Genomic DNA, 16598 nt, shown 5'->3' with positions numbered 1-16598 from the left:
TTACCACCCCCACCCCGCAATACGTTTTTGTTGTGTTTCTGGTGGGCTGGTTTTTGTTTTTACGCCCCTGGGGGGGGGGCCCCGTACCGACAGGCGGTACGGGGCCCCACACATGTACACGGCTCGGTGATGGCCCCTCGACCGTCACGTCAGCGCAGGGACGGCCGGTAGGTGTAGGAGCGGCTGCGGGTCATGGCGAACTCGAAGATGCCGCGGCCCTCGGTGCCGTTCCAGGTGAACGAGGCCAGCCGGTCGGTCAGGGCCGAGTCCAGGGTGCGGGGGGACACCGTGCCGTCGAGCGGGTAGACGTCATGCTCGATGTGGTCGCGTCCCTTCGGCCGGCCGTGGTGGCCGCCGTAACCGGCACCGGCCATGTACCCGCCGCCCGCGGAGGCGTCGGTGTCCACCGTGTACACGGCGCCGCTCTCGGTGGTGACCTCCACCGTGCCGCCCTTGAGGTCAAGGCCGTCGTCGAAGCGCAGGTCGTGGCGGACGTCCACGATGTCGTCGAGCAGACCGTTCTCGTGCATCACCGCTCCCTCCAGGAGGAGCCGGTCGTGCTGCCGGGTCTCCACGAGCAGGAAGCCGATCGAGCGGTCGGGGAACTGGGCCTGGTACCAGACGTGCAGCCCCTGTCCCCCGGACAGCGTGCGCACACCGCGGGAGCGGTCGCGCTGCCCGTACCAGCCGTCGACCGACTGCTGCCTGCCGTCGATGCTCAGCGTGCCGGAGTAGTACCCGGACTGGACCAGATGCGCGAAGGAGGTGGGAGTGGCGCCGTCGTTGTCGACGTTGACCTCGCCGGTCCACGCCGGTGTCCGCGCGTGCCAGAGGAGGTCGAACTCCATCCCGGTGGGGTTCGCGCCGAGCACCAGTTTCCAGGTCTTCATCGGCTCGACCACCTGCCAGGAGAACGGCCCGGCGCTCGCGCCGTCGGTGGCGCTCAGCTCGGTGGAGAAACGGACGTTCCGCTGTTCGGTGCCGGTAACCAGGACCGCGAAGCCGTCGACCACGTCCTTCGGGGGATGGACGCCGAGTCCGATCAGGACCGACGGCGACGGGGCGTCGACCGGGTGCAGGTTGAACACGAACCGGTCGAAGAACCTGTCCGGGAGGCCGGAGGTGTCCGGCGCCACGAGAGCGTCGTGGAAGGTGTCGTCCGTCATCGGGTCTCCTCGTCGGGTACGGCTTCTGGTGCGGCCTCGGACACGTCCGCGGGTGCGGGCTCGGACACGTCCGCGGGTGCGTCCGGCGGCTCGTCGAGACCGGCGGTCCGGTGTGCCGCCGCCAGGAAGGCCTGCACCAGCTTCTGGTCGGCGTAGTACGGATCGCCCACTCCCCGTACGGTCCGGCGGCGGCTGTACTCGTAGAGCGCGGCCAGCTTCCAGAACGCCAGGGCGGTGTACCAGTCCAGGTTCGACAGGTCGCGGCCGGTGCGGTCGGCGTACCGGTCGGCGAGTTCCTTGCGGGTCGGGTAACCCTCTTCGAGCAGCGCGGTGCCCAGGTCCTCCGTCGGAGTCCGCGGGCTGTCCGCCTCCGGAACCGAGGCCAGGAAGTACCCGACGTCGAACAGGGGGTCGCCGATGGTGGCCAGCTCCCAGTCGAGCACCGCGGCGATGCGTCCCGGGGCGTCGGGGGCGAGGACCACGTTCCCGATCCGGTAGTCGTTGTGCACGATCGAGGCGCCCGACTCGGGCGGCACGTGCGCGGCGAGCCAGCGCTCGATGACCGCGAAGTGCGGCGGCGGAGCGCCGTCCGCGTCGGCGACCAGCCGGCCCATCCGGCGCAGGTGGCGGGCGTTGAAGCCCTCCGGGCGGCCCAGGTCGCCGAGACCGGCGGCCTGCCAGTCGATCGCGTGCAGATCGGCGAGGACGTCGACGAGTGCCTCACCGATCTGCCGCCGCGTCGCGGGCGTGTCGAGCGGCGAGGGGGTCGAGGTGGTCACCACGGGCCCCTCGGCGAAGCTCATGACGTAGAAGGGCACGTCGATCACCTCGCCCGCCTGCGCGGTGGCGAGCACCGCGGCGACGGGCACCGCGGTGTCCCGCAGCGCGTCGACGAGCCGTGCCTCGCGCAGCATGTCGTGGGCTCCCGGCGGCGTCGGCGGTGGCGGCGGACGGCGTACCACCACGCGGCCGGTGCCGCCCGGGACCTCGCCCCCGCTCCCGCCCACGGCGTCGGTGTCGGTGTCGCCCGAGACCAGGAAGGTCAGGTTCGAGTGGCCGTCGCCGATCCGGCGGACGTCCAGCTCACCCGTTCCCTCGCACAGGCCGCGTTCGCGCAGGAACCGGGTGAGGGCTTCGAGTCCCTCCGGTGTCCACTCGTCGGTCATGCCGGGACCTCACTTTCCGGTGAACTGGGGCGCGCGCTTCTGCTTGAAGGCCGCCAGCGCCTCGGGCATGTCCTCGGTGCGCGACATCAGCGCCTGCCCCCGGTTCTCCAGCTCCAGGGCGGCGGCGTACGAGGTGATCTCCTGGTTGCGCTGGATGGCGCGCTTGGACATGCGTACTCCGCCCGGCGAGTTGGCGGCGATGAGCCGCGCCATCGCCAGCGCCTCGTCCAGCAGGTTCTCGCTCGGCACCAGGCGGTTCGCCAGCCCGATCGTCACGGCCTCCTCGGCGCCGACCAGCCGCCCGGTGTAGCCGATCTCGGCGGCCCGGCCGAGCCCCACGAGGCGGCTGAGGTTGTACGACGTGCCCAGTTCGCCCATCGACAGGCCCACCTTGACGAAGGCCGCGCTGAACTTGGCCGTCGGCGCGACGAGGCGGATGTCTGCGGCCAGGGCCAGTGCCATGCCGCCTCCGGTGGCCGCGCCGTGCACCGCGGCGATCACCGGGAAGGGCAGGTGTCTGATGGCCTGGATGCCCCCCGTGGCGGTCTCCTGGAACTTGAGGAACTCGCGCACACCCATCGTGGTGATGACGTCGATCTCGTCGAGGTCGAAGCCCGCGCAGAACGCGCGCTCCCCCGTGCCGGTGAGGATCAGTGCTCTGAGTCCGCTGTCCCGCAGGGCGCGGGCGACGGTGTTGTACTCGGTGAACATCTTCACCGTCTGCGAGTTCATCCGCTCCGGGCGGTTCATCCGCAGCACCGCGACGCCGGCGTCCAGCACTTCGAGCGACAGGGTTTCCAGGTCGGGCAGGTCGAGGTCGTGAGCCATGGTGGGTCCTTCGGTAGTCGCCATCGTCAGCCGAAGCCGGCCGCCGCCGTCAGCCGTTGTCGTCGTCAGCGGCCGGTGAAGACCGGAGCGCGCTTCTCCCTGAAGGCGGCCAGGGCCTCCGGCATGTCCGCGCCCCGGGTGAGCAGCGCCTGTCCGCGGTTCTCCAGCTCCAGGGCGGCGGCGTACGAGGCCGTCTCCATGTTCGCCTGCAGGGCCCGCTTGGAGAGCTGCACGCCCCCCGGTGAGTTGGCCGCGATCGACCGGGCCAGCGTCAGGGCGTCGTCCAGGAGGGCGCCCGCCTCACTGACACTGTTCACGAGGCCGAGGTCTCGTGCCTCGTCGGCGAGGACGAAACGGCCGGTGAAACAGATCTCGCTGGTCGCGGCGGGTCCGATCAGCCGGGTCAGCAGCCAGGACGCGCCCAGGTCGCCGGCGGACAGACCGATGCGTACGAAGGCGGCGTTGAACTTGGCGTCCGGGGAGGCCAGCCGGATGTCGGCGGCCAGCGCGAGCGAGAGGCCGCCGCCCGCCGCGGGGCCGTTCACCGCCGCGACGACCGGGACCCGCATGGTGCGCAGCGCCAGCAGCGCACGCGCCGCCCGCTCCTGCTGGTCGAGCATGCCCAGCGCGCCGAGGTGGGGCAGGTCCTCGGCGTCGGCCAGGTCGTAGCCGGCGCAGAACGCCTTGCCCGCCCCCGTGAGGATCACGACCCGGCAGTCGTCCTCGTCGTCGAGCGTGACGGCCACGTTCTCCAGCTCGTCGAACATCGTGTTCGTCATCGCGTTGTAGCGCTGCGGACGGTTCAGGGTGACCACGACGACGCCGGGTGAGAGCTCCTCCAGCGTGAGCGTCTCGTACACCGCTTCCAGACTTTTCATCCGTGCTCCTCGGCTCCGTGGCGTTTCGGTTCTGCTGCTCTTCGGCTCTGCGTGTCGCCGTCCGTGTCGGACCGGGTCAGCCCGTGCCGCGTACGGCGCCGGCCGCCTCCCAGGCGGCGACGGTCCGCCCGGGAACTCCCCAGGCGGTGAGTGCCTCCCGGGTGTGCTCGCCGGGCGCGGGCGGCGGGCTGTCCACGGTCGCGGGCGTACGGCTGAAGCGGGGCGCCGGGGCGGGCTGGGTGAGCCCGGCGATCTCGACGAAGGACCCGCGTGCCCGGTGGTGCGCGTCCTCGCCCACCTCGTCGGTTTCGAGGACGGGGGTCAGACAGACGTCCCGGCCCTCGGCTGCGGCCACCCACTCGTCGCGGGTCCGCCGGCGGACCTCCGCGGCGAAGATCTCCTTCATCCGGGGCCACTGCGCGGAGTCGTTCTGCGGGGGCAGCTCTTGGGGTACCAGACCGAGCAGGTCGACGAGTTCGGCGTAGAAGCGGGTCTCCATGCCGCCGACCGCGACCCACTTGCCGTCGGCGGTCTCGTAGGCGTCGTAGTAGGGGGCGCCGCTGTCCACGATGTTGCTGCCGCGCTCCTGCCAGACACCCGTCTGGCGGTAGCCGAAGAAGGCGGTGCCGAGCAGGGCGGCGCCTTCGCTCATGGCCGCGTCGACGACCTGGCCCTTGCCCGAGTCACGGCTCTCCCACAGGGCCGCGAGGACACCGAAGGCCAGCAGCATGCCCCCGCCGCCGAAGTCCCCGACGAGGCTCAGCGGCGGGGTCGGCGCCTGGCCGGCCCGGCCGATCAGCGAGAGGACACCGCTGTGCGCCACGTAGTTGATGTCGTGGCCCACGGTCTGCGCCAGCGGCCCGTCCTGGCCGAAGCCGGTCATCCGCCCGTACACCAGCCGGGGGTTGCGCGCGTGACAGTCCTCGGGGCCGATCCCCAGACGCTCGGTGACCCCGGGCCGGAAACCCTCGATGAGCACGTCGGCCCTCTCCACCAGCGACAGCACCACCTCCGGCCCCTCGGGGTGCTTGAGGTCGACGGCGACGGAGCGCCGTCCCCGGTGCAGCAGTTCGGTGCGGAAGTCCGCGTTGGGGCCGACGAGGGCGGCTCCCCGGGCACGGTCGACCCTGATCACGTCGGCGCCCAGGTCCGCCAGCAGCATGGCGCAGAACGGACCCGGCCCGATACTGCCGATCTCGACGACCTTCATACCTGCCAGCGGACCGGTGAACGATCGTTCCGTGTGGTGCTGCGTCACTGCGTCACTCCTTCGGACCTAGCTCAGATTACATATCAATGGTCAGTCCGAATACAGGCATGGCGAGAAACCTCTCGCCGCCGGCGCGGTCGGCCTCCGGAGGTCGGGTACGTACACCGGTCGTCAGGTGGGCACGCCGGTCGTCACGGTGGCGATCGTGCACGGTCTGCCGTTCTCGTTCACGGACGTCACCCGCACCACGGCGAAGCTGCGCCCGGCGTGCTCCACCGACGCCCTGAACCGCACGGCCGTGTTCCGCGGCACCGGTCGCACATAGGCGATGTGGACGGACGCCGTGCCGGCCGCCGGCCGGCCGGCGGCCTCCAGTGCGGCGTGCGCCGCCACGTCCGAGGCGCACAGACCGATGCCGCCGTGCAGATTGCCGAGGGGGTTGACCAGTTCCGGCGTCGCGACCAGTTCCAGCTCGGCGCCGCCGTCCACGCTCTTGACCTGCGCGTCGAGCAGTTCCAGCAGGTCTCCCCCACCCGTGCGCGCCGCCGCTCCGACGCTGTCGCTCCCCGGCGACGCGGCGGGCAGCATCCGTATCCACCGGCCCTGCTGACGGCACACCGCGACGAGCCCGCCTCGCTCGTCGACGACCGAACCGGAGGAGATGCCGCCGAGGGGGTCGGAGTGGGTGACACTGCCCTCGGCGCGAAGCGCGGACCCGTCCGCCGGTACCGGCCCGCACATGTCGATCGAGATCTCGGAGCTGACCGACCAGTGGCCGGCCGGGCGGTCGAGCATGATGGCGTACCCGAGGACGTTGTCGACGAGCACCCCGAGCGCGCCACCGACCGGGCCGCTCGCCGACCCGGCGCGCGGGCCGTTCAGCCACGGGCCCGTCCGCATGGACGCCGTGACGCTCTTCCCGTCGGCCGCCACCCCGGTGATCGCGAACGATCGTTCAGGGCCGCTGCGCACGACCTGAAGGGGCTGGTTCCCATCGCCCTGTGCGGCATTCCCGGTCGTCGTCACTGGAGGCAGCCGTCCGTTCTCTCGTGCGACCGCGGGGCCGCGGCGCGTGTCCGTCCATGCTGTGGTCACCCATCCGGGCTGGGCGTTACCGGGCCGGGCCTCGGGCGTCAGGCGAAATCCGGTCGGCGCTTCGCGATGAAGGCGGTGATGCCTTCCGCGGCCTCGCCGTCCTCGAAGAGGGACTGCTCCTGCGCCGCCTCGAAGGCGAACCCCTGCCCGACCGGCAGGTCGAAGGCCGCGTCGACCGTACGGACGACGGCGAGCTGCGCCGGCAGTGAGGCGCCCGCGGTCAGTTCCGCGGCCAGCGACAGCGCCTCCTCCACGACATCGCCCTCGGTCAGCCGGTCCACCAGGCCGATGGCGAGCGCCTCGGACGCCGGCACCTGCCGGGCGGTGAGCATGATGTCCAGCGCGCGGCCACGGCCCACCAGCTGCGGCAGCCGCTGGGTGCCGCCGGCCCCCGGGATGAGGCCGATCCGCACCTCCGGAAGCCCGAACCTCCCCCGCGGGCCGGAGACCCGCAGGGTGCAGGCCATCGCCAGTTCGAGGCCGCCGCCGAGGGCCAGTCCGTCGACCGCGGCGACGGACAGGAACGGCGCCGCGGCGAGGCGGTCGTTGACGGCACGCATCCGGTCGCCGTACGCCGTGAACGACTCGGCGTCGATCTTCGCGAGGTGCTTGATGTCCGCGCCCGCCGCGAAGAAGCCGTCGAGGGCCGAGGAGACGACCATGACCTTGACGTCCCCGGCCTTCTCGGCCGCGTCGATCGCCGCGTGCACGCCGTCGAGGATCGCGGGACCGAGGGCGTTGGCCGGTGGCCGTGCCAGGGTCACATGGACGATCCCCGGCGCCTCCTTCTTCCAGGTGACGACGTCGGTGGGGTCCTCGGACGCGTGCCGCTCGGCCATCGCTTCCTCACTTGTCGGTGACTTGTCGGTTCGGATACTGCGCGGTGCCGCGGTTCGGAACCTGCGCTCCCGGAGTCTGTGTTCAGGGGGTACGGCTCAGGCCATGGTGAGTCCGCCGCTGACCGACAGGGTCTGACCGGTGACGAAGCCGGCGGCGTCGGAGGCGAAGAAGGCGACGGCGGGACCGACGTCCTCGGGGGTGCCGAGCCGCTTCATCGGTACGGCGCGGGTCATGCCGCCGATGACCTTCTCGGCGTTCTGCCCGGCTCCGTCGATGAACTTGCGCAGGGCCGGGGTGTCCGTCGGACCGGGGCAGACGGTGTTGGCGGTGACACCCTTGGTGGCCACCTCGCGGGCGAGGGTCTTGGTGAAGGCGATGATGCCGCCCTTGGACCCGGAGTAGACCGCCTCCAGCGAGGAGCCCACCCGGCCCGCGTCGGAGCCGATGTTGATGATCCTGCCGAAGCCGCGCTCGATCATGCCGGGCACGATCGTCTTGACGACCCGCAGCGCGCCCTTGAAGTTGATGTCGAGGATCTTGTCCCAGAACTCCTCGGTGGTGTCGACGAAGGACATGAAGTCGTCCCAGCCGGCGTTGTTGACGACGACCTCGATCGGGCCGAGTTCCTCCTCCACCGTCCGCACGGCGGCCTCCACCGAGGCGGTGTCCGTGACATCGACCTCGACGGCGATGGCCGTACCGCCCGCGCCGTTGATCTCCTTGGCGGTCTGCGTCCCGGTCTCCAGGTTCATGTCGGCGACGGCGACCTTGAACCCCTGCGCCCCCAGTGTGGTGGCGATGCCCTTGCCGATGCCCTGGGCGCCTCCGGTGACGAAGGCGACGCGGTTGCTCATAGCGAACTCTCCTGTAGGCGTGGTGGTTCAGTGGGGCGGGTGTCGTGCTGTCGGACGGGTGTCGTGCCCGGTCGAGGCGTCGTGCCTCAGCTCGCGGCCGGGTCCCAGTGGACGGGGCCCGCGACGATCGAGTGGCTGGTGAGCTTGCGGCCCAGGGTGCCCTGTGCCTCGCGCGCGGCCTCGATGATCCTCTCCAGGTCCAGGCCGGTTTCGACGCCCATCTCGTGGAACATGCTCACGAGGTCCTCGGTGGCGATGTTGCCGGTGGATCCGGCCGGTACCGGGCAGCCGCCGAGTTCGCCGAAGCTCGACTCGAAGCTGGTGCAGCCGGCCTCCAGGGCGGCGTAGGCGTTGGCCAGCCCCTGTCCGCGGGTGTTGTGGAAGTGCGCGGTCAGTTCGACCCCCGGCAGCCGCTCCTGCGCGGCGGTGAAGAACCGCGACACGTAGGCCGGGTTCGCCATGCCGGTGGTGTCCCCGAAGCCGATCTCGGTGGCCCCGGCCCCGGCGAACTCCTCGGCGAGATCCAGGACCCGCTCCATGGGCACCTTGCCCTCGTAGGGGCAGCCGAACGAGGTCGCGATCACCGCGCAGAACTTCAGGCCCTCGGCGGTGACGCGCTCACCCATCACCTTCACGTCCGCCATGGTCTCCTCGACGGTCCGGTTGATGTTCTTCCTGTTGTGGGTCGGGGACGCGCTCACGAACAGGGTGGCGGCCTCGAACAGGTCGCGTACCTTGAGCGCGTTGTCGAGGCCCTTGCTGTTGGGGATCAGCACCATCCGCTCGACCTCGTCGGGCAGGTCGATGCCCTTGAGTACCTCGACGCCGTCGGCGAGCTGCGGGATGACGTCCGGCCGGACGAAGCTCGCCACCTCGATCCGGGTGAATCCGGCCCGCCCCAGCGCGTTGATCAGCCGGATCTTGTCGGCGGTCCCGATCGTCTCCGGTTCGTTCTGGAACCCGTCGCGCGGCCCGACCTCCCGCATGCGTACACGACGGGTCTCGTCCGGAGTGCGGTTGTCCTGCGTCATCCCGACACCTCCTGCGTCATCTCGATGCCTCCTGGCTCCATGGGGGCGACCTGCACCGTCATCGCGCCGCCTCCTGCTCCGTGAGGCTTCTCGTCAGCCTCTCCCTGTGCCGCGGCGCGGCCACCTCGATCAGCCGGCGGGCCCGCTGCGCCACGGTGCAGCCGGTGAGCGTGGCGACGCCGTGCTCGGTGACGACCGCGTCGACGTCGACGCGCCCGGTGGTGACGACACCGCCGTGCAGCGCCGGCGTGATGGTGGACTCCCCACCCGACTCGGAACGCAGCGCGATGACCGACCGCGCGCCGGTGAGTGACGCGGCCCGGCTGAAGTCGACCTGGCCGCCCACCGCGCCGATGTGCACGCCCCGGCGCAGTTCGGCGCCGACCTGTCCCAGCAGGTCGATCTCTACGGCCGAGTTGACGGACACCAGCGAGCGCAGCCGGGACAGGACCGCCGGGGAGTGGGTGTAGGCGGCGGACCGGAACTCGACGGGGAACTCGTGCAGCCGGTCGTACATCGAGGTGCTGCCCAGGGCCGCGCCCGTGACCACGAGTCCGGGGTCGATCTCCTTGCGGGCACCGGTCGCCACCCCCTTCTCGATCAGGGCCAGCACGCCGTCGGTGATCATCCCGGTGTGGAAGCCCAGGTCGACGTGGCCGGACAGCGAGGCGAGCACGGCGCTCGGCAGTGAACCGACGCCCAGCTGCACGGTGTCGCCGTCCTCGACGAGGCCCGCGACGTGCTCCGCTATGGCGTGCTCGACCGGGTCGGGTGCGCGGTACGGCGCCTGCCGCAGCGGACGGTCGGTCTCGACGGTGGCCGCGAAGGCGCTCAGCGGCAGCCGTTCGGTGCCGGTGGTCCGTGGCATGCGGTGGTTGATCTCGGCGATGAGGGTGGGGGTGTGGCGCAGGGCGTCGGCGACGTACTCGACGCCGATGCCCAGCGAGACCAGACCGTGCTCGTCCGGCGGGGAGACCTGCAGCAGTCCCACGTCGCAGGGCAGTGCCCGCCGGGCGAAGAGCCGCGGCAGCGCCGAGTAGTGACAGGGCACCACTTCCAGCCGTCCCTGTGCGCTGAGCCCGCGCAGCCGGCCGAGGGCGCCGTAGGACAGCACGGTGAGTCCGTCCGGCAGCGGTACCTCGCCGGACAGCCGCTCGTTCCAGGTGAGTCCGGAGAAGGCGCGTACGGGACCGATGCCGTCGATCTGGTCGAGCAGGGCGTCGACCAGGGGTTCGGGTTCCGCGCTCCCCTGGCCCCACCAGACGCCGTCGCCCGCCCGGACGTACGGGGCGAGGTCGAGCATCAGCCGACCCGCTGGACGAGGGTCGCGGTGCCGAGGCCGCCGCCGCAGCACATGGTGACGAGGCCGGTCTCGACGTCCCGGCGTTCCATCTCGGCCAGCAGGGTGCCGAACAGGCGGGAGCCGGTGGCGCCGACGGGGTGGCCGAGGGCGATCGCCCCTCCGTTGACGTTGACGCGGTCCATGTCCGGTCGCAGTTCCCGTTCCCAGGCCAGGACGACGGAGCCGAACGCCTCGTTGATCTCGATCAGGTCGATGTCGCCGATCGTCATGCCGTTGCGTGCGAGCAGTTTGCGGGTCGCGGGGATCGGTCCGGTGAGCATGATGACCGGGTCGACGCCGACGGTGGTCTGGTCGAGGACGCGGGCGCGGGGGCGCAGACCGTGGCGGTCGGCCGCCTCGCGGGAGGCGAGCAGGACCCCGGCCGCGCCGTCGCAGATCGGGGAGGAGGTGCCTGCGGTGATCCGGCCGTCGTTCTCCCGGAACACGGTCCTGAGCGCCGCCAGTCCTTCGGCGGAGGTGCCGGGACGGATGGTCTGGTCACTGGCCCGCTTCTCGCCGTCGAGTTCCAGCGGGATCATCTCCCGGTCGAAGCGTCCGGCGGCGACCGCCTCGGCGGCCAGCCGGTGCGAGCGCACGGCGAACTCGTCCATCTCGGTACGGGAGAGGTCCCAGCGCTCGGCGATCAGCTCGGCGCTCTCGCCCTGCGGTACGAAGTCGTGGAGGGCGCGGAGTTCGGCGGGCCAGGGGTCGCCGTACAGCTCGGAGATCCTGGCCGGGGAGTTCATGGGTACGTGTCCCATGTGTTCGACGCCCCCGGCGAGGACCACGTCGTGGGTGCCGGAGGAGATCAGGGCCGCCGCCATCTCCACCGCGGTCTGGGCGGAGCCGCAGCGACGGTCGAGGACGGTCGCGGGCACCTCGGCCGGGTAGCCGGCCTGCAGCCAGGCGTTGCGGGCGATGTTGCGGGACTGCTCGCCGAACGGCGCCGTGCAGCCGACGACCAGGTCCTCGACGACGTCCGGCGCGAGGCCGGTGCTCTCCAGCAGGGCGGTGTAGACGGCGCCGAGCATCTCGTTGGGGTGGGTGTCGCGGAACCAGCCGCGTTCGGGGTGCGATCTGCCCATCGGGGTGCGCAGCGCCTCGACGATCAGTGCCTCGCGGCCGGTGTCGAGGAAGGGGTTCTTCGGCATCAGATGACCGTCCCGCCGTCGACCGGCAGGACCTGGCCGGTGATGTACGACGCCGCGTCGGAGGCGAAGAACACGAAGCTGCCGGCGATCTCCTCGGGCTGGGCCCAGCGTCCGAGCGGGATGCGGGCCAGGGTGACCGCGGCGAGCTTCTCGTTGCCGCGGATGTTCTCCGTCATCGCGGTCGCGGCGAGCGGGGCCAGTGCGTTGACCGTGATCTGCTTCCTCGCCAGTTCCCTGGCCAGGGACTTGGTGACGCCCACGACGGCGGCCTTGGCGGCTCCGTAGTTGACCTGGCCGATCGTGCCGACCAGGCCGGCGGCCGAGGTGACGTTGATGATGCGGCCGGTGCCGTCCGTGGCGAGTCGGCCGAACGCCGCCTGGCTGACGGTGAAGGTGCCGCCGACGTGGATGCCGAGCACGAGGTCGAACTGGTCGGGCGTCATCTTCGGGAACATCGCGGGCGCGACGGCGCCGGCGTTGTTGACCAGGATGTTGAGGACGCCGCCGCCCAGGTTCGCGGCCTGCTGGACGGCCTCCGCGGCCTGCCCGGCGTCCCGGACGTCGAGGACCGCCGACTCGGCCCGGCCGCCCGCGTCCACGATGCGGCGGACCACCGCCTCGGCGGCGTCCTTGTCGATGTCGGTGACGACGACGGCCGCGCCCGCCGCCGCGTACGCCTCGGCGACGGCGGCTCCGATGCCGTTGCCGGCGCCGGTGACGAGGGCGGATCGCCCCTGCAGAGAGAACATCAGTAGCTCCTGGGAAGTCCGAGGACGTGCTCGCCGAGGAAGTTCAGGACCATCTCCTGGCTCAGCGGGGCGATCCGGGTCAGCCGTGCCTCACGGAAGTACCGGGCGACGTGGTACTCCTCGGAGTAGCCCATGCCGCCGTGGGTCTGCAGTGCACGGTCGGCGGCCTGGAAACCGGCGTCCGCGCACAGGTACTTGGCGGTGTTGGCCTCGCGCGCGCACTGTTTGCCCTGGTCGTAGAGCCAGGTCGCCTTGCGCAGGACGAGTTCCGCGGCGTCGAGGTGGGCCAGTGAGTCGGCGAGCGGGAACTGCAGTCCCTGGTTCATCCCGATGGGCCGGCCGAAGACCTCGCGCTCGTTGCCGTACCGGACCGCGCGGCGCAGGGCGGCGCGGCCGATGCCGAGGGCTTCCGCCGCCACCAGCATCCGCTCGGGGTTGAGGCCGTCGAGGATGTACCTGAAGCCCTGGCCCTCCTCGCCGATCCGGTGGGCGGCGGGGACGCGCAGGTCGTCGATGAAGAGTTCGTTCGAGGTGACCGCGTTGCGGCCCATCTTGCTGATGGGGCGGATGTCGACGTGGTCGCGGTCGAGGTCGGTGAGGAAGAGCGTCAGTCCGTCGGTCTTCTTCGGGGAGTCCTCGAACTTCGCGGTCCGGGTCAGCAGCAGGACCTTCTCCGACTCCATGGCCTTGGAGATCCACACCTTGCGGCCGTTGACGACGTAGTCGGAGCCGTCACGCCTCGCGAAGGTGGTGATGCGGGTGGTGTCGAGCCCGGCTCCGGGCTCGGTGACCCCGAAGCACACGTGGAGGTCGCCGTTGACGATCCGGGGGAGGTTCTCCTTCTTCATCTCCTCCGAGCCGTGCTTGATCACCGGGTGCATGCCGAAGATCGACAGGTGCATCGAGCTGGCGCCGTTCATGCCCGCGCCGGACGCGGCCACCTCTTCGAGGAGGAGGGAGGCCTCGGTGATGCCGAAGCCGTGGCCGCCGTACTCCTCGGGGGTCGTGATGCCGAGCCAGCCGCCGTCGGCGAAGGCCCGGTAGAACTCCGTGGGGAACTCGTGGGCCGAGTCCTTCTCCATCCAGTACTGGTCGTCGAACCTGCCGGCCAGCTCACGGACCGCTTTCCGGATGGTCAGCTGGTCCTCGGTGAGCTCGAAGTCCACGGCGCCCACGTCCTTTCCGGAATCAATTGGAATGACTATAACAAAGGCCTGACCATTAAACGAGGGCGAGACCGTCCGCGATGCGCTCGTTCCAGACCGCCGGGGCACCGAACAACTGCTCGTCGAGCTTGGCCCGCTTGTAGAAGAGGTGCAGGTCGTGCTCCCACGTGTAACCGATCGCGCCGTGCAGCGTGAGCGCGCTGTCGGCGCCGCGCACCCCTTCGGCGGTGACCTGCGCCTTGACCGCCGCCGCGTGCAGCAGCGCCTGCGCATGGCCGCTCTCCACCGACGCGGCGGCGAAGTAGACCGCCGAGCGGGCCGCCTCGACACCGACGAGCATGTCGGCTGCCGCGTGCTTGACCGCCTGGAACGAGCCGATCGGCACCCCGAACTGGTGACGCTGCTTGCTGTACTCCACGGCGAGGTCGAGCATGCGCTCGGTGGCGCCCAGCGAGTCGGCGGCCACCAGGACGGCCGCGCGGGCGGACGCCTGCCGCAGCACCTCGGCCGCGTCGACGTCCAGCGGCACGGACGGTACGCGGTCGAGTGTCACGTCGGCGACCGACCGGGAGCGGTCGAGGAGCGGCCGGGCCCCGATCCCGATCCCCGGGGCGGCGGCCTCGACGAGCCGCAGCCGCCTGGCGTCCCCCTCCCCCACCGGTACGACGAACCGGGCGGCCGAGTCACCGGCCAGCACCCGGGGCGCCCTGCCGGTGAGGACGCCCTCGCCGTCCGACCACAGCGAGGGCGCCTCGTCGGGCACCGTCTCGGCCGGTACCAGCAGCGCCACCGTGTCACCGGCCGACGCGGCCCCGGCCAGGTCCGGGCGTCCCGCCAGGGCGGGCAGCGCCAGGGCCGTGGCCAGCCAGGCGGCCGACGGGGCCGCGGCCCGGGCGAGTTCCTCGGCGGTCAGCGCCAGTTCCACCAGGCCGCCGCCCTGACCGCCCAGTTCCTCGGCGAGCCCGACCCCGGCCCAGCCGGCGTCCACGAAGCGCGACTCGAAGACCGAGTCGTCCTCGTCGTCGAGCCACCGGCGCACCACGTCCGAGGGCGCCACGTCGGTGAGCCAGTCCCGGAGCGTCCGCCGGTACGCGTCCTGCTCCTCGGTCAGTTCCCACTGCATCGCATGTCCTCTTCCTCTGCCTCTTCCGGCCGGGGGCTCACCCGAGGGCCTTGACCTGTACGCGGATCTCGTCGACCGCCTCCGGGTTCTCCGCGCCGGACAGATCGCCGGGGTCCGCGTCGAGCACCGCCGCCCGGACCGCGCGGCGCAGGATCTTGGCCGACCTGGTCTTCGGCAGCTGCCCGACCCGGATCACCCGGGAGGGTGCGAACGGCTTGCCGACCTCCTCGGCGACCCGCCGGCGCAGCCGCGCCGACACCAGTGCCTCGTCCCCGTCCTCGGCGTCGCCCCCGGCCCGCAGGACGTAGAAGGCCCACACCGCCTCGCCCTTGGTGGCGTCGGGAATGCCGACGACCGCTGATTCGGCGACCGCCGGGTCGACGGCCAGCACCGACTCGATCTCGGCCGGCGCGACGCGTTTGCCCGCCACGTTCATCACGTCGTCGGAGCGGCCCAGGATGAACCAGCCGCCGTCCTCGTCGACCAGGGCGTGGTCGCCGTGCCGCCACAGGCCGGGGAACGTGGACCAGTACGCCTCGCGGTAGCGCGCGTCGTCGTGCCAGATCCCCCGTGTCATCGCGGGCCACGGCTGACGGCACACCAGCTCGCCGACACTGCCCCGCAGGGGGCGGGCGTCGTCGTCCACGACGTCGACGTCCATGCCGAGCGCCGGGCCGCCCAGTGAGCAGCTGCGGATGTCCTCCACGGGATAGGGGCACAGGAACGAGCCGCCCACCTCGGTGCCGCCGGAGAAGTTGATGACGGGCACCCGGCTGCCGAAGACGTCGCGGGCCAGCCACTCGTAGGACTCCGGGTCCCACGGCTCACCCGTCGATCCGAGGACCCGTACCGAGGACAGGTCCTGGGCGGGCGGCTCAGGCGAGGCCGCCTTCAGGGTGCGGATCAGCGTCGGGGAGACGCCGAGCATGGACACCCGGTGCCGCTCGACCAGCCGCCAGAGCCGGTCGGTGCCGGGCACGTCGGGCGAGCCCTCGTACAGCAGCAGTGTGCCGCCGTTGGCGTGGGTGCCGAAGATCGAGAGCGGGCCCATGATCCAGCCCATGTCGGTGATCCAGCAGAAGGTCCGGCCGGGCGTGATGTCGAATCCGTACGCCACCTCGCTCGCCGTCTTCAGCAGGAATCCGGCGTGGGTGTGCACGGCTCCCTTGGGCCTGCCGGTGGTGCCGGAGGTGTAGGCGAGGAGGAGTACGTCCGAGGCGTCGGTGTCCTCCGCTTCCGGATCGGGGCGGGTGTCGAGGAGGTGCCGCCAGGAGACCGTCCGGCCCGGCCGCCCGGCGGCCTCGCGCGGGTGGGGTGAGGGGTCCAGGTTGTCCACGACCACGACGAGTTCCACGTCCGGGCACGACGTCAGTGCTTCCTCCAGCTGCGGGAGCATGCCGACGCTCCTGCCGCGGCGGACCGTGCCGTCGGCGGTGACGACCGCCTTCGCCCCTGCGTCCTGGAGGCGTGAGGCGATCGCGGTGGCGGCGAACCCCGAGAACAGGGGCACGGCCGTCGCTCCGATGCTCGCCACCGCGTACATCGCGATGACGGCTTCGGGCGTCATCGGCAGGTAGAGGGCGACCGCGTCGCCCTTGCCGATGCCCCGGGCCCGCAGACCCGCGCGGGCCCGCGCCACCCGGTCGTCCAGTTCGGCGAAGGTCAGCGTGCGTACCGTGCCGTCCTCGTTCTCGTGCACGACGGCGGCGGTGCCGGGCGTCTCGCGGGCCCAGCGGGTCAGTGCCGCGTCGACGATGTTGAGGTGTCCGCCGGTGAACCAGTCCGGGTACTCGATACCGCGGCCGAGGTCGACCACGTCCGTGTAGGGCGTCCGGAACTCGATGCCGAGATCCTCGGCGACCGCGCCCCAGAAACCGCCGATGTCGGCCACCGACCGGGCGCGCAGTTCGTCCGCGGTGGACGCGCCGAACGTACGCATGAGCCGGGCGACGTTGGAGTGCTCCAGGTAGTCCCGCGACGGATGCCAGGTGTAGGTCAC

The 16598-nt window shown here is 71.5% G+C and carries 15 protein-coding genes; all 15 read right to left on the bottom strand.

The window, feature by feature from the left end:
* Nucleotides 1-149 precede the first annotated feature (149 nt).
* Entirely contained in the window at nucleotides 150-1166 is a 1017-nt protein-coding gene (locus tag ACFVH5_RS15035; RefSeq protein WP_385834105.1) for a hypothetical protein, read from the bottom strand.
* Nucleotides 1163-2332 carry a phosphotransferase family protein gene (locus ACFVH5_RS15030; protein ID WP_385834104.1) on the bottom strand — a complete coding sequence of 390 codons (1170 nt, stop codon included), beginning with the start codon at nucleotides 2330-2332 and terminating at the stop codon, nucleotides 1163-1165. Before ACFVH5_RS15030 ends, ACFVH5_RS15035 begins: the two co-directional genes overlap by 4 nt.
* Before the next feature lie 9 nt (nucleotides 2333-2341).
* Complete coding sequence (locus tag ACFVH5_RS15025; RefSeq protein ID WP_384815200.1) at nucleotides 2342-3160, bottom strand: enoyl-CoA hydratase/isomerase family protein; 819 nt, start codon at nucleotides 3158-3160, stop codon at nucleotides 2342-2344.
* A gap of 65 nt (nucleotides 3161-3225) precedes the next feature.
* Entirely contained in the window at nucleotides 3226-4038 is an 813-nt protein-coding gene (locus ACFVH5_RS15020) for an enoyl-CoA hydratase/isomerase family protein (RefSeq protein WP_384815203.1), read from the bottom strand.
* A 76-nt stretch (nucleotides 4039-4114) separates the two neighbouring features.
* Nucleotides 4115-5296 (bottom strand): CaiB/BaiF CoA transferase family protein, encoded by a 1182-nt coding sequence (locus tag ACFVH5_RS15015; protein ID WP_385834102.1) that lies wholly within the window; start codon nucleotides 5294-5296, stop codon nucleotides 4115-4117.
* Nucleotides 5297-5419: 123 nt separating this feature from the next.
* On the bottom strand, nucleotides 5420-6220 hold the full coding sequence (locus ACFVH5_RS15010; RefSeq protein WP_385834100.1) for a hotdog fold thioesterase: 801 nt from the start codon (nucleotides 6218-6220) through the stop codon (nucleotides 5420-5422).
* A gap of 161 nt (nucleotides 6221-6381) precedes the next feature.
* Nucleotides 6382-7182 carry an enoyl-CoA hydratase/isomerase family protein gene (locus tag ACFVH5_RS15005; protein ID WP_385834098.1) on the bottom strand — a complete coding sequence of 267 codons (801 nt, stop codon included), beginning with the start codon at nucleotides 7180-7182 and terminating at the stop codon, nucleotides 6382-6384.
* A 96-nt stretch (nucleotides 7183-7278) separates the two neighbouring features.
* Nucleotides 7279-8037 (bottom strand): SDR family NAD(P)-dependent oxidoreductase, encoded by a 759-nt coding sequence (locus ACFVH5_RS15000; RefSeq protein WP_385834097.1) that lies wholly within the window; start codon nucleotides 8035-8037, stop codon nucleotides 7279-7281.
* Between the two features lie 86 nt (nucleotides 8038-8123).
* Nucleotides 8124-9068 carry a hydroxymethylglutaryl-CoA lyase gene (locus ACFVH5_RS14995; RefSeq protein ID WP_385834096.1) on the bottom strand — a complete coding sequence of 315 codons (945 nt, stop codon included), beginning with the start codon at nucleotides 9066-9068 and terminating at the stop codon, nucleotides 8124-8126.
* Nucleotides 9069-9126: 58 nt separating this feature from the next.
* Nucleotides 9127-10371 carry an acetyl-CoA hydrolase/transferase family protein gene (locus ACFVH5_RS14990; RefSeq protein ID WP_385834094.1) on the bottom strand — a complete coding sequence of 415 codons (1245 nt, stop codon included), beginning with the start codon at nucleotides 10369-10371 and terminating at the stop codon, nucleotides 9127-9129.
* Nucleotides 10371-11561 carry a thiolase family protein gene (locus ACFVH5_RS14985; RefSeq protein ID WP_385834092.1) on the bottom strand — a complete coding sequence of 397 codons (1191 nt, stop codon included), beginning with the start codon at nucleotides 11559-11561 and terminating at the stop codon, nucleotides 10371-10373. The genes ACFVH5_RS14990 and ACFVH5_RS14985 overlap by 1 nt, the downstream gene beginning before the upstream one ends.
* Entirely contained in the window at nucleotides 11561-12310 is a 750-nt protein-coding gene (locus tag ACFVH5_RS14980) for an SDR family NAD(P)-dependent oxidoreductase (protein WP_385834090.1), read from the bottom strand. The genes ACFVH5_RS14985 and ACFVH5_RS14980 overlap by 1 nt, the downstream gene beginning before the upstream one ends.
* Entirely contained in the window at nucleotides 12310-13476 is a 1167-nt protein-coding gene (locus ACFVH5_RS14975; protein WP_384815226.1) for an acyl-CoA dehydrogenase family protein, read from the bottom strand. Before ACFVH5_RS14975 ends, ACFVH5_RS14980 begins: the two co-directional genes overlap by 1 nt.
* 55 nt (nucleotides 13477-13531) lie before the next feature.
* Entirely contained in the window at nucleotides 13532-14599 is a 1068-nt protein-coding gene (locus ACFVH5_RS14970; RefSeq protein WP_385834089.1) for an acyl-CoA dehydrogenase family protein, read from the bottom strand.
* A 37-nt stretch (nucleotides 14600-14636) separates the two neighbouring features.
* Nucleotides 14637-16598 carry an AMP-binding protein gene (locus tag ACFVH5_RS14965; protein ID WP_385834088.1) on the bottom strand — a complete coding sequence of 654 codons (1962 nt, stop codon included), beginning with the start codon at nucleotides 16596-16598 and terminating at the stop codon, nucleotides 14637-14639.

The sequence above is a fragment of the Streptomyces sp. NPDC127119 genome (assembly GCF_042677425.1).
Classification (GTDB): domain Bacteria; phylum Actinomycetota; class Actinomycetes; order Streptomycetales; family Streptomycetaceae; genus Streptomyces.
Note: the sequence above shows the minus strand (reverse complement) of the source record. Positions and strands in the feature narration are given on the sequence as shown.

Coding starts and splice junctions, on each gene's coding strand:
- ACFVH5_RS15035 (WP_385834105.1), bottom strand. CDS start 1,166: ATGACGGACGACACCTTCCACGACGCTCTCGTGGCGCCGGACACCTCC.
- ACFVH5_RS15030 (WP_385834104.1), bottom strand. CDS start 2,332: ATGACCGACGAGTGGACACCGGAGGGACTCGAAGCCCTCACCCGGTTC.
- ACFVH5_RS15025 (WP_384815200.1), bottom strand. CDS start 3,160: ATGGCTCACGACCTCGACCTGCCCGACCTGGAAACCCTGTCGCTCGAA.
- ACFVH5_RS15020 (WP_384815203.1), bottom strand. CDS start 4,038: ATGAAAAGTCTGGAAGCGGTGTACGAGACGCTCACGCTGGAGGAGCTC.
- ACFVH5_RS15005 (WP_385834098.1), bottom strand. CDS start 7,182: ATGGCCGAGCGGCACGCGTCCGAGGACCCCACCGACGTCGTCACCTGG.
- ACFVH5_RS15000 (WP_385834097.1), bottom strand. CDS start 8,037: ATGAGCAACCGCGTCGCCTTCGTCACCGGAGGCGCCCAGGGCATCGGC.
- ACFVH5_RS14995 (WP_385834096.1), bottom strand. CDS start 9,068: ATGACGCAGGACAACCGCACTCCGGACGAGACCCGTCGTGTACGCATG.
- ACFVH5_RS14990 (WP_385834094.1), bottom strand. CDS start 10,371: ATGCTCGACCTCGCCCCGTACGTCCGGGCGGGCGACGGCGTCTGGTGG.
- ACFVH5_RS14985 (WP_385834092.1), bottom strand. CDS start 11,561: ATGCCGAAGAACCCCTTCCTCGACACCGGCCGCGAGGCACTGATCGTC.
- ACFVH5_RS14980 (WP_385834090.1), bottom strand. CDS start 12,310: ATGTTCTCTCTGCAGGGGCGATCCGCCCTCGTCACCGGCGCCGGCAAC.
- ACFVH5_RS14970 (WP_385834089.1), bottom strand. CDS start 14,599: ATGCAGTGGGAACTGACCGAGGAGCAGGACGCGTACCGGCGGACGCTC.